Here is a 13,120-nt window from a genome sequence, read left to right as displayed (position 1 = left end):
GATAAGAAACAGACCTTACTCCTTGAGATGTGGCGATACAAGTGTTGCACTGCTGTTATTGCTGAGATACAGGTGCCCGATGAGCGATGCGCCCGCCACCTCGCACTCCCGGTACGCTTGGCTGCTGCTGGCCCATCAGCTGCCGCCGAAACCCGCGTATTTCCGCGTGAAGATCTGGCGCCGCCTCCAGGCGTTGGGGGCGGTGGGCATCAAGAACTCGCTCTACGCGCTGCCCGCAGGGGATCAGACCCGGGAGGACTTCCAGTGGCTTCTGCGGGAGATCAACGAGGGCGGCGGCGAGGCGGCGGTGTTCGAGGCGCGCTTCATCGACGGGCTGACCGACCGGGAGATCCGGGCGCTGTTCGACCGGGCGCGCGACGCCGACTACGAGGCGCTCGCCATCGATGCCCGTGGCGTGGCCGAGATCCTCGCCGCTGGGCCGGAGGCGTGGAACGGGCGGAAGGGCGAGTTGCGGGCCCAGGCGACCCGCCTGCGGCGTCGCTTGGCCGAGATCGTCGCCATCGATTTCTTCGGCGCGGGTGGCCGGGAGCCGGTGGAGGGCTTGCTGGCCGGCATCGAGGCTCGGCTCGCCGAGGCCGAGCGCAGCCCGGATGAAGAGGAGACGACCATGGACGCCAAGGCTGTCGGGGACCTGAAGGGACGGACCTGGGTGACGCGCCGCGGCGTGCAGGTGGACCGCATCGCTTCGGCGTGGCTCATCCGCCGGTTCATCGACCCGGAAGCCCGCTTCATCTTTGTGCCGGACAAGGGCTACGTGCCGGAACCCGGCGAACTGCGTTTCGACATGTTCGAGGCGGAATTCACGCACGAAGGCGACCACTGCACCTTCGAGGTCCTGCTGGCCAAGCTGGTGCCGCCGGACCGGACGCCGGATCGGGCACTCCGGGCGATTGCCGAGATCGTCCACGACATCGACCTGAAGGACGGTAAGTTCCAGCGGGAGGAGGCCGCGGGAATCCGCACGCTGCTTTCCGGCATCGCCGCCGCCACGGACGACGACGAGCGACGCCTGGAGCGCGGCGGCGCCGTGTTCGAGGACCTCTATGGCCACTTCCGCAAAAAAGCGTGACTGAGGAGACCGCGATGACCGAGGCGAACGCCACCGTGGATGCACCGGCCTCCGCGATGAGGGCCGGCGGGCATGGGGTGAGCCTCGGCGAGGCGACACGGGTGTGGGCGCGCATCGCCGCGCTCAGCTTCGGCGGCCCGGCCGGGCAGATCGCGGTGATGCACCGCATCCTGGTCGAGGAAAAGCGCTGGATCGGCGAGACGCGGTTCCTGCACGCTCTGAACTATTGCATGCTGCTTCCGGGACCGGAGGCGCAGCAGCTGGCCGTCTACGTCGGCTGGCTGATGCACCGCACGCCGGGTGGTCTGATCGCGGGCATCCTGTTCGTGCTGCCCGGCATCGTCGCCATCATGGCGCTCAGCTGGATTTACGCGGCCTTCGGCAACGTCGGGCTGGTGCAAGGGCTGTTCTTCGGTCTGAAGGCGGCGGTGCTCGCCGTCGTGCTGGAAGCGGTCGTGCGCATCGGCAAACGGGCGCTGAAGAACCGGATCATGCTCGGCATCGCCGCGGCGGCGTTCGTGGCGATCTTCGCCTTCGACGTGCCGTTCCCGATCATCATCCTGGCGGCCGGTCTGGTCGGCTTTGTCGGTGGACGGTTGGGCCGCCCGGAGTTCGCGGTCGGCGGGGGACATGGGTCCGGCACGGGCAAGACACTGGCGGACGCCGACAGCCTGCTTGGCGAGGGCACGCCGCCGCACGCGCGCCCGACGCTCGGCTGGTCGCTGCGGGTCGGCGCCATTTGTCTGGCGCTGTGGCTGGGGCCGGTGCTGGCTCTGCTCCTGACGCTCGGCCCGGGCGACGTGTTCGGCCAGATCGCGGTGTTCTTTTCCAAGATGGCGGTGGTCACCTTCGGCGGCGCCTACGCCGTGCTGGCTTACGTGGCGCAGCAAGCGGTCGACCACTATGGCTGGCTCCAGCCCAGCGAGATGCTGGACGGCCTGGGCATGGCCGAGACGACGCCGGGGCCGCTGATCATGGTGACGCAGTTCGTCGGCTTCATGGGCGCCTTCCGCGATCCGGGCGCGCTGCCGCCGCTGCTGGCCGGCACGCTGGGCGGGTTGCTGACCACCTGGGTCACCTTCGTGCCGTGCTTCCTGTGGATCTTCCTCGGCGCGCCGTTCGTGGAGGCCCTGCGCGGCAACAAGGCGCTTGGCGGCGCCCTGTCGGCGATCACCGCCGCGGTGGTCGGCGTCGTGCTGAACCTGGCGGTGTGGTTCGCCCTGCATGTGCTGTTCGGGCGGCTGGAACCGGTGCACGGCGCCGGCGTAACGCTCGACGTTCCGGTGCTGAGCACGATCAACATTCCCTCGCTGGTCCTGACCATCGGCGCGGTGCTCGCCGTCTTCCGGTTCAAGGTGGGCATGATCCCGACCCTGACGGTGTGCGCGCTCCTCGGCTTGGCCCTTCACGTCGGGGCCAGCTAGCGATGGCGTCCCATAGCCGAATGAGCCGACGTGGAAGCACCCCGGGTCCGTTTAGACTGCGCCCGTCCCGGCCCGGCTCAACGGCCCACACAGAAGCGAGCGCCCGCCCATGCTCACACGGTGGACCCGACGCGCGTTCGGCAAAATCGCTGGGCTGACCGCGCTCGGCCTGTCCGCCCGGGCCAGGGCCGCCGACGCACAGCCGGGCGGCCAAGCTGCGGTCCGTCCGGAGGCCGCGCGCCGGTTTCCGGACGGGTTCCTCTGGGGCACGGCGACCTCCGCCTATCAGGTTGAAGGGGCGGTCGGGGAGGATGGCCGCGGTCCGTCCATCTGGGACCGCTTTGCGCACACGCTGGGGAAGGTGCGCAACAACGACAACGCCGACGTGACCGCCGACCACTACCATCGCTATCGGGAGGACGTGGCAATGGCCCGCGACCTGGGGGCGAAGGCCTACCGGTTCTCGATTGCTTGGCCCCGCCTGTTCCCGCAGGGCACAGGCGTTCCGAACCCGAAAGGCCTGGATTTCTACGACCGGCTGGTGGACGAGCTGCTGGCCAACGGCATCGAGCCATTCCCGACGCTCTACCACTGGGACCTGCCGCAGGCCCTGCAGGATCGCGGCGGCTGGGAATCGCGGGACACGGCCAAGGCCTTCGCGGACTACGCCGGCCACGCCGCCGAACGGCTCAGCGACCGGGTCCGCCGTTTCATCACCACCAACGAGATTTCCGCCTTCGTGGAGCTTGGCTATGGGACGGGGATACACGCGCCCGGTCTCACCCTGCCGCCCGGCCGCCTGAATCAGGTACGGCATCACGCCGTGCTGGGTCACGGACTGGCGGTGCGGGCGATCCGCGCGCATGGGCGTTCGGAGACGCAGGTGGGGTTGGCGGAGAGCATGGCCGTGTGCGTGCCGGTGATCGAGACGACCGAGCACATCCGTGCGGCCGCGCTGGCGACGCGCGAGCGCAACGCCGGCTGTCTGACGGTGATCATGGAGGGCCGGTACACCGATGCCTTCCTCGCGTCGGCTGGCGCGGACGCCCCGGCCTTCACCGCCGACGATATGGCCGTGATCGCGAGTCCCGTCGATTTCGTCGGGATCAACGTCTACACGCCGACCCACTATGTGCGCGCCGTCGACACCGCGCCGGGGTACGCCGAGGTGCCTTTCGCCCGGTCCCACCCGTACATGGTGTCGGAGTGGTTGAGGATTGGTCCCGAGGCGCTCTACTGGGGACCCCGCCATCTGGCCGAGATCTGGAAGGCGACGGACATCCACATCACCGAAAACGGATGTGCGGCGGCGGATATGCCGGAGCCCGGCGGGGCCGTGCCCAATGGGACCGTATACGACACCGACCGAGTCATGTTCCTGCGCAGCTACCTGACGCAACTTCAGCGCGCCACATCGGAGGGCGTGCCGGTGCGCGGCTATTTCCTATGGAGCCTGATGGACAACTTCGAATGGGCGGAGGGTTTTGGAACGCGCTTCGGGCTTCATCACGTGGATTACGAAAGCCAGACACGCACGCCGAAGCTGAGCGCGTCCTTCTACCGGGCGGTCATCGCTCAAAACAAGGTGGTCTAGGGAAGGGATCGCGATGCAGGGCCGATGGCTGGTCGACAGTGCCGGCACCACCCGCCGCCTTGTCCTGGGACAATGGGTGGCCGTGGTGTGGCTTGGCGAGACGGACTGGAGATGGCTGGTCACGGCGTCGGAAGACGACTTGGCGAGCGGTTCGTGCAAGGGCGTGGGCGATGCCATAGCCACCGCCGAACGGGCCCTGCACGCCGCAGTCGCGGGATGGCGCGGCCGTGGGTAGATTCTCGTTCGCGGTCAACTCCAGCCGCAGGCGGCTGCGTTGCTCCACGAACGGCTTTCCCCCGGCGTTACGGACCGCGCCACCGGGGCGCGGAACGGACCCGGCGGCGGGATCGGGCTTTTCCCCGCCGCCCGCCGCCGGGGGCCGTTACCCGACGCCCATCACTGAAGTCCCATCACTGAAACCCCATCATTGAAACCAGGCGTCCGTCACGCCGGTGACGCCGACCACGGTGATGGTGCTCTTGTCGGACAGGGTGAACACCGTGCTCGTCCCGACGGTCTTGGCGGTCGCCTTGAGGTCGGCGATGCTGATGCCCGGGATCGCGAAGCCCAGGAGATCGTCGTCGGCGTTGAACTCGAACACATAGTCGTTCCCGCCGCCGAGCGTGAAGGCGAAGATATCCTTGCCCGCGCCGCCGATCAGCCAATCGTCGCCGCCGAAGCCCCACAGCACGTCGTCGCCGGCCCCGCCGAACAGCGTGTCGTTGCCCTCCTCGCCGATCAGGGTGTCGTTGCCGATGCCGCCGTCGATCAGGTCGTCGCCGGCCCCGCCGCCCAGCAGGTCCGCCCCGGCCCCACCGAGGATGGAGTCGGTTCCGTCCCCGCCGACAATGGTGTCGTTGCCCTCGTCGCCGGTCAGCAGATCGTTGCCGGCCATCCCGAACAGCACGTCGTCGCCGGTCCCGCCGATCGCCGTGTCGTTGCCGTCCTCGCCCATCAGCCAGTCGTTGCCGGCGTCGCCGCTCAGCAGGTCGTTGCCCGCACCGCCGCCGACCAGGTCGTTGTCGTCGCCGCCCATGACGGTGTCGTCGTCGTCGCCGCCGTGCAGGGTGTCGTTGCCCGCATCGCCGGCCAGGAGGTCGCGGCCGGTGGTGCTGACCACGACGTCGTTGCCGCCGCCGCCGCTGGTGGTGTCGTCGCCCGGGCCGAGGTTGATGGTCTGCGCCGCGTCGTCGCCGATGGTCCGGCTGTTGCCGGCCCCGCCGGTGAAGGTTCCGCTGCCGACGATCGCCGCGAAGTCCACCTCGTTGAGGACGACCGAGCCGCCGGGATTGCTGCCCATGTTGAGGATCAGCGCTTCCCGCGGGGCCCCTGCGACGGAGCTGCCGGTGATGGTGACCGGCCCGGTTCCCGTCGGCGTCAGCGTGCGCAGCGTCAGCTGGCCACTGGCGCCGCCTGCGAAGCTGCTCACCGCGTTGCGGATGTCCGTGCTCCGGGCGTCCGGCAGGACGGTGGCCAGCATGCCTGCGAAGATGCCGGCCGTCTGGCTGCTGTCCACGGTGGACTGCGGACCGTAGGCGGTCAGGCCCGCGCCCGCCGACACGTTGGCCTGAAGCAGCGGGGCGCTGCCCGCATCCTGCATGAGCGCGATCGTCGCACCGTCCCGGCGGTCCGCCGGGACGGCCTGGGAAAGCCCGGTTTCGACGAAGGGAACGTTGACGCCGGTGGGCGCGGTTCCCTGCCGGGTCTGGACCACCACGCCGTTCACCGTCTCGTCGCCCACCGGCTTGGAGCCCGCGCCGTTGGAGTTGCCGCTGCCGGACGGGACGTCGTCGTTGCGGATGGTGCCGGTCGCGACGGGCCCCCGAATGGTGCCGCCGATGGGGTTGGAGAGCGTGACCGTGAAGGTCTCGTCACCCTCCACATCCCGGTCGCCCTGGACGTTCACGATGATCCCGGCTGTCCGCTCGCCCGCCGCGAAGGTGACCGTGCCCTGCGGCAGCGCGTTCCCGGCGAAGTCGCTGGCCGTGGCCGGGACGATGCCGCTGCCCGTCACCGTGTAGGACACGGTGGTCGCGCCGGTGATGTCGCCCAAGCGGATGAGCATGAACCTCAGCGCCGTCGTGCCGTCGTTCCCTTCCGCGTCGCTGCCGGCTACCGCGAAGATGGTCACGGACGCCGGATCGGCTGGCGGTGCCGTGTCTTTGATGACCCCCGTCGCCACCGCCGTGCCGATGGTGGCGCCCGACGGGTTGGAGAGCGTGACCGTGAAGGTCTCGTCCTCCTCGGGCAGGGCGTCGGCGGCGATGGCGATCTCGATGGTCTTGGTCGTCTCGCCGGCCGCCAGGCTGACCGTGCCGCTGGGGAAGGCGTTGCCCGCGAAGTCGGCGGCGGCGGCCGGATTCGGCCCGCTGCCGGCGACCGTGTAGGCGACGCTCACCGGGTCGAGCGAGTTGTCGCTGCGGGTGATGGTGAAGGTCGCCTTGGCGTTCTGCCCTTCCTGCACCGTCGCGGAGGTCGCGGCGATGTCGAGGCGTGGGGTGAGCGCGCCGTCGTCGTTCTCGATCGTCACGGTCGCCCGCGGGGCGGCGATGACCGCCTTGGTCGCCGCGTTGGCCTGTTGCGACAGGGTGACCGCGAAGGACTCGTCGGCTTCCGCCAGCGTGTCGCCGGCGACCGCGACGGTCACCGTCGCCGAGGTCTGGCCGGCGGCCAGCGTCACCGTTCCGCCGGGGAGCTGCCCGCCGAAGTCGGCGGTGTCCGCCGCCGCCGTGCCGAAGCCGGTCACGGCGAAGTCGAGCACGAGGTCGGCGCTGGAGTCGCCGGTCCGGTACACGTCGAACACGACGTTCGTGCTTCCGCTGTTGCGCTCCGTCACGGTGGCGGTGCGGGCCGCGATGGTCATTACCGGGGCGGCGGCCGGCGCGTTCGCCGTGGTGGACTGCTGCGTCGGGGCGTCCGCCAGCGTGGCTCCCTTCAGGAAGCTGGCGTCGCCGGTGAGCGCCACGTCGAGCAGGGCCGCCTGCCGCAGCGCCGGATCGGTGATGCCCGCGGCGTCGAGCAGCGCCTCCGCGCGCTGGCGCAGGGCGTCCGGCAGCGTGTCCACCGACAGGACCTGCCGCGGGAAGCTGCGGTCGGTGTAGGTCGCCGTCGTCTCTCCCTGCCCGTAGTCGAACAGCGAGGTCTGCTGGGTAACCCGCCAGCCGTCGGCGTAGCTGCCGTACAGCACCGAGTAGTCGACGGGCTGCGACAGCACCGTGCCGTCGGCCAGGGCCAGGTCGTTGGACGCATTGCCGTCGAGGTTGCCCATCAGGCCCTCGATCGACCCCGCCGCGCGGGTCGGCGACAGGAAGAGCTGGAGGTCGACACGGTCCGCCTCGACCGTGACGATCATCTGCTCCTGGTTGGCGTAGACGACGGTGTAGACGTTCCCGGACCGGAAGATGCGGCCGTCGCCGACGGCGATGGAGCCGGCGCTGTTCGGAATGTCGGCGACCGCCCCGTCGACGCGCAGCGGATGGCCGGCGTCGAGCGCGTTGATCGACACCCGCGCCGCCCCGATCTTGGTCGCGACCGCCGTGTTGACCGACACGGCGTCGCCCATGGCCGCCGTGCGCAGCTGCACGATCCGCTCGTCGCCGGACTTGGCGTGGACGTAGGTGAATTCGCCGACCGCCTGGAAGCTGTAGTAGAAGCCGTCGAAGGTGACCAGATGCGGGTCGCCCCAGTTGGCGCCGGGACGGAAGCCCGGCGGCAGCGGCGGCGCTTGGTTGTCGTCGTTCAGGATCGTCCCGGTCGCCTGCCGGTTGCCGAGCTTGACGTTCGAGCCCGCCGCCGGCGTGCCGAGCGTCACCGCGAAGGTCTCATTCGCCTCCGCCACCGTGTCGCCGACCACGTCGACCGCGATGGTCTTGCTGGTCTCGCCCGCGGCGAAGGTGACCGTCCCGTCGTAGGGCAGGAAGCCGCCCATCAGGTCCCCGGCGCCGATCGGGCTGCTGCCCGTGCCGGCGACGGTGTAGCCCACCGTCACGCCGCTGGTCGTGTCGCCGGCGCGGGTCACCGTGAAGGTGAAGCGTGTGGAACCGCTGTTGCCCTCCGCCTTGGACAGCTGGCCGGGCTCAATGGAAACCACCGCCGGCAGCGCGTTCGACGCGGTGCCGCCGGTCATCGAGAAGCGCCACAAGCCGTTCGAGCCGGTGTTGCCCGCCGTGCTGTCGAGGGCGAGCATCCCCGCCGTGTCGCCCGACTGGGGCAGGATGAAGACGCCCGCCGCGTCGCCGTTGCCGGCGGTGTAGCCGGCCTGCGCGACGGTCCCGGCGCCGCCGGTCTGCGCCCAGGTCACGGATTCATAGCGGAACTCCGCGTCAAAGTCCCCGGCCTGGCGCCCCGCCGCTCCGGCGGCGTTGGTCAGCACGAGCTGGAAGGCGTTGCGCGCCCCGTCCGTGCCGCCGTTCGCGGCCACGTCGTCCCAGGTGATGATGATCGTGCCGGTCGTTGGGTCCAGGTCGTAGTAGACGCGGTTGGTGCCCTGCGAGGTGCCGCCCGGTGTCGCCGCCCCCGTGCCGCCCCGCGTGTCCACATCCGACAGGAACGGCGCGATGATCGCCGGGGCCGAGGCCGACAGCGCGTTGGCGGACGGGCCGGTGGACAGCGGCCCGTCGAAGGAGATGCTGCCGTTCGTGTTGATGTAGACGCCGGTGTAGATCTTGCCGGCGACGTTGATGCCGTCCGCGAAGATGGACCGGACGTCGACGAAGCCGCTCGACCCGTCGTTGCTGCGGTCAAGCTCGTTCTCGCCGAAGCCGGCGGTCCCGCCGAGGCCACTGATCAAGCGGGATCCGATCGCCGAGGCCGGCGTCAGGTCGACGGTCTTGTCGGTGAAGCGCAGCTCCTCCACCGCCGTCACGCGGGCGACGCCGTCCGCTTTGGTGCCGCGGGCGTGGGTGACGGTGACCGTCGTGCCGTTGTTGGCGATGTCGTAGTTCGCCCAGGCGTCGGTGAAGACCACCGCGTCGGTCCCGGCGCCGCCGTTGATGTCGTCGGTGCCGCCGCTCGCCTCGAACCGGTCGTTGCCGTCGCCGCCGTTCAGCGTGTCGTCGCCGGCACCGCCGTTCAGCGTGTCGTCGCCGGCGTCGCCGGACAGCAGGTCGGCCCCGTCGCCGCCGCTCAGGCTGTCGTTGCCCTGGCCGCCGGACAGGCTGTCGTTGCCGCCGTTGCCGAGCAGGCGGTCGTCGCCCGCCTGCCCGCTCAGCCGGTCCGGAGTCTCCGCACCGGTCAGCATGTCGGGGTCCGCCGTGCCGGTCAGCGTCAGGCCGGTCGCCTGGACCAGCACGCCCGGGCTTCCCTCGGCCTCCTGAAGGTCGTGGAAGCCGGCGAGCGTCAGGGTCCCGTCGGCGACGCCGTCGCCGTTCATGTCGAACAGGACCTGCGTGGCCGACCCGCCGGACGTGACGAAGCGGATGCCGACCTGCGCCCCGCCCCGCTGGGCCGTGGTGCCGGTGAACGGTCCGCTGCCCACATAGGTGAAGGCGATGCCCGATAGGTCGAACCGGTCGCCGACGGCGAAGTCGGCGATGCGGTCGCTGTCCGCTTCCGCCGCGGAGGCGTAGCGGAAGGTATCGTTGCCGTCGCCGCCGGTCAGGACGTCCTCGCCGGCCCCGCCGGCCAGCGTGTCGTCGCCCGTCCCGCCATCCAGGAAGTCCGCGCCGGCCAAGCCGTCCAGCCGGTCATTGCCGTCGCCGCCGGCCAAGGTGTCGGACGCGGCGCCACCGGTCAGCGTGTCGGCACCGCCGCCGCCGGTGCTCTTGACCGCGGTCACCCGGGTCAGGACGCCGGTGTTGGCCGGATCCACGGCCAGCGCGTGGGTCCCAGTGATGTGGATGACGCGGTCGGCCACGCCGTCGCCGTCCACGTCGAACTGCAGGTCGGTCGTGGCGAAGGCGCCCGACCCGGTCTGGACATAGTTCACCGCCACGCCGCTGCCGTAGCGCTGGGACAGCGGCGTTGTGCCGAGGAAGTTGGCCGACAGGCCGGAGATGTCGATGCGGTCGCCGGTGGCGAAGTCGGTGATGGTGTCGCCGTCGATGTCGGTGGCGCGGGCGAACAGGAAGGTGTCGGTGCCGGCGCCGCCGGCCAGCTCGTCCCGTCCTTCGGACCCGGCCAGCGTGTCGTCGCCGTCGCCGCCGTTCAGCGTGTCGTTGCCGGCACCGCCGGTCAGGCTGTCGTTGCCCGCACCGCCGGCCAGCGCGTCGCCGCCGTCGCCGCCGTCCAGCGTGTCGTTGCCATCGCCGCCGTCCAGGCGGTCGTCGCCGCCGGCACCGGCCAGCCGGTCGTCCCCGCCGAGGCCGCTCAGGCTGTCCGCGCCCTCGCCGCCAGCCAGCGTGTCGGCCGCCGCCGTGCCCGTCAGGTTCTGGTTGGACACGCGGACGAGGACCCCCGCATCCGCGCCGTCCTCGCGCAGGGCGTGGGCGCCGGTGAGTTCGATCACCGAGTCCGCGATGCCGTCGCCGTTGCCGTCGATCTCCACGCGGGTGCGCTGCTGGCCCTCCGCACCGGTCACGGCGTAGCGGACCTGCGCCGGACCGAGATTCGCGGCGGAGCCGGTGAAGGTGCCGCCGCCGATGAAGGTGGCCTGGAGCGCCTTGAGGTCGAGCCGGTCGCCGTCGGCGAAGTCCTGGATGCGGTCGCCCGCGGCGTCGCCCACGGTCAGCACGCGGAACACGTCGTTGCCGGCGCCGCCGGTCAGCGTGTCGGCCCCGTCGCCGCCCGCCAGCGTGTCGTCACCGTCCCCACCGTCGAGCCGGTCGCGACCGGCCCCGCCGGTCAGGCTGTCGTTGCCGGCACCGCCGGTCAGCGTGTCGTCGCCGGCATCCCCCGCCAGCGTGTCGTCGCCGGCGGTGCCGTCGAACCGCTGGCCCAGCGCGCGGACGAGAACGCCCGGCGCGTTCGGGTCGATCTGGAGGATGTGCTCCCCGGCGATCTCGATGCTGCGGTCGGTCTGGCCGTCGCCGTTGAGGTCGATCTGCAGCAGGGTGTTCCGGTAGCCCGGCTCGCCGACCGCGGACACGCGGATCTGCGCGCCCCCGGTCCCGTTGAAGAGGGCGGTGCCGATGAAGGCGGCGTTCAGGGCCGACAGGTCGATCCGGTCGCCGTCGGTGAAGTCGGTGATGCGGTCGCCAGCGATGTCGTCCGTCGTGAAGACGAAGGTGTCGTTGCCGCCGCCGCCGGTGAGGCGGTCGGTGCCGAGGCCGCCGACCAGCGTGTCGTTGCCGGCATCGCCCGTCAGCGTATCGTCGCCCGCACCGCCGGTCAGGCTGTCGTCGCCGGCACCGCCGCTCAGGCTGTCGCGCCCGGCGCCGCCTTCCAGCGTGTCGGCGTTGCTGGTCCCGGCAAGCACGAGGTCGTCGATGCGCACCAGGACGCCGGGGCTGTTCTGGGCGGTCGCGAGCGTGTGCGTGCCGGACAGGATGAGTGTGCGCTCGCCGACGCCGTTGCCGTCCAGATCGAAGACGAGCCGGGTTTCGGCCAACGGCCCGCTGCCCGCCACCACCACGTTCACCTGCGCCGGTCCGGGCTGCGCCGTCGTGCCGGTGAAGGCCGCGGTGCCGATGAAGGTGGCGTTCAGGTCGGTGATGTCGATGCGGTCGCTGGAGCTGAAGTCGGTGATCCGGTCGCCGTTGACGTGGCTGGCCTTGTTGAAGCGGAAGACGTCGCGGCCGGCGCCGCCGGTCATCAGGTCGCCGCCGGGGCCGCCGTTCACCGTGTCGTTGCCGGCGCCGCCCTCCAGCGTGTCGATCCCGTCGCCGCCGATCACGACGTCGTTGCCATCTCCGCCGATGACGAGGTCGTTGCCGTAGTCGCCGCTCAGCGTGTCGTTGCCGGCGCCGCCGGTCAGCGTGTCCGGGCCGGACGCGCCGGTCAGGCTGTCGTTGCCGTCCCCGCCGGTCAGGGCTTGCCCGGCGTCCGTCACCAGGACGCCCGACGGCGCCCCGGCCAGCTGGACCAGCGGCACCACGCCGTCCAGCGTCAGCGCCGCGTCGCCGGCCCCGTCGCCGTTGCTGTCCAGGACGACCGTCGTGCTGTCGGTGCCGTAGAACACGCGCAGCTGGGCGCTTCCCAGAGCGGCGGGCTTGCCGCTGAACTGGGATTCGCCGATGAACGTCGCCCCCAGCGCCGACAGGTCGAGCCGGTCGCCCGCGGCGAAGTCGCGGATGCGGTCGTTGTGCATGGCCGTCGGGGAGTCGTAGACGAACTGGTCGTCGCCCGCCCCGCCGTCCAGGCTGTCCGCCCCGTCGCCGCCGATCAGCACGTCGGCGCCGAGACCGCCCTGCAGCAGGTCGGCAGCGCCGCCGCCGATCAGGGTGTCGTTGCCGGCGCCGCCGGACAGCGTGTCGCGGGCGGAGCCGCCGACCAGGGAATCATCGCCGTCCGTGCCAGACAGCGTCTGGTTCGGCACGCGCACCAGCACGCCCGCTGCCTGCGGATCAACCGCAAGGTCGTGCTCTCCCACCAGCGTGAAAAAGGTGTTGGCGGAGGGATAACCGGAAGAGGCGACCTCCACGCGGGTCATCCCGCCCGCCACGACCGAGCGCACCTGGACCGGGCTGGAATTGCCGGGGGTGCCGCTGAACTGTGCCGACCCGATGTAGACCGCGTTCAGGGCCGACAGGTCGATGCGGTCGCCATCGGCGAAGTCGCCGATGCGGTCGTTGAGGATGTCGCCGACGTTGGTGAAGCGGAAGGTGTCCTTCCCGTCGCCGCCCATCAACTGGTCGGCTCCGGCGCCGCCGTCCAGCGTGTCGTCTCCCTGGCCACCGTCCAGGCTGTCCGCCCCGTCGCCGCCGATCAGCATGTCGGCGCCCAGGCCGCCGCGCAGGACGTCCGCCCCCGAACCGCCGTACAGCAGATCGTTGCCGGTTCCGCCGTCCAGGCTGTCGCTGGCGCCGTAGCCGAACAGGGTGTCGTCGCCGGCGCCGCCGGACAGCGTGTCGCGGCTCGCGGCACCCTCCAGCGTGTCGTTGCCGTCGGTCCCGGTCCGGTGCAGCTCCGCCACGC

The 13,120-nt window shown here is 71.0% G+C and carries 4 protein-coding genes and 2 pseudogenes; 4 read left to right on the top strand and 2 right to left on the bottom strand.

The window, feature by feature from the left end:
• Positions 1-79: 79 nt before the first annotated feature.
• From M2351_RS43695 to M2351_RS43680, 4 genes are all read left to right on the top strand, one after another.
• Complete coding sequence (locus M2351_RS43695) at positions 80-1,090, top strand: chromate resistance protein (RefSeq protein WP_264662195.1); 1,011 nt, start codon at positions 80-82, stop codon at positions 1,088-1,090.
• Positions 1,091-1,104: 14 nt separating this feature from the next.
• The gene (gene chrA / locus M2351_RS43690) at positions 1,105-2,514 is read left to right on the top strand and encodes a chromate efflux transporter (protein WP_264662194.1); all 1,410 of its coding nucleotides are present in this window, start codon (positions 1,105-1,107) and stop codon (positions 2,512-2,514) included.
• A 109-nt stretch (positions 2,515-2,623) separates the two neighbouring features.
• A complete protein-coding gene (locus M2351_RS43685; RefSeq protein WP_264662193.1) occupies positions 2,624-4,108 on the top strand; it encodes a GH1 family beta-glucosidase in 1,485 nt (494 codons plus the stop codon).
• Between the two features lie 13 nt (positions 4,109-4,121).
• Entirely contained in the window at positions 4,122-4,343 is a 222-nt protein-coding gene (locus M2351_RS43680; protein WP_264662192.1) for a hypothetical protein, read from the top strand.
• Between the two features lie 189 nt (positions 4,344-4,532).
• Here M2351_RS43680 and M2351_RS45450 read toward each other — a convergent pair.
• Both M2351_RS45450 and M2351_RS45445 read right to left on the bottom strand, forming a co-directional pair.
• Positions 4,533-8,135: pseudogene (locus M2351_RS45450) on the bottom strand (Calx-beta domain-containing protein); the annotation flags it as partial.
• Between the two features lie 108 nt (positions 8,136-8,243).
• Positions 8,244-13,118 (bottom strand): annotated as a pseudogene (locus M2351_RS45445) (beta strand repeat-containing protein); the annotation flags it as partial.
• Between the last annotated feature and the right edge of the window lie 2 nt (positions 13,119-13,120).

The sequence above is a fragment of the Azospirillum canadense genome (assembly GCF_025961225.1).
In the GTDB taxonomy this organism is placed as follows: domain Bacteria; phylum Pseudomonadota; class Alphaproteobacteria; order Azospirillales; family Azospirillaceae; genus Azospirillum; species Azospirillum canadense.
Note: the sequence above shows the minus strand (reverse complement) of the source record. Positions and strands in the feature narration are given on the sequence as shown.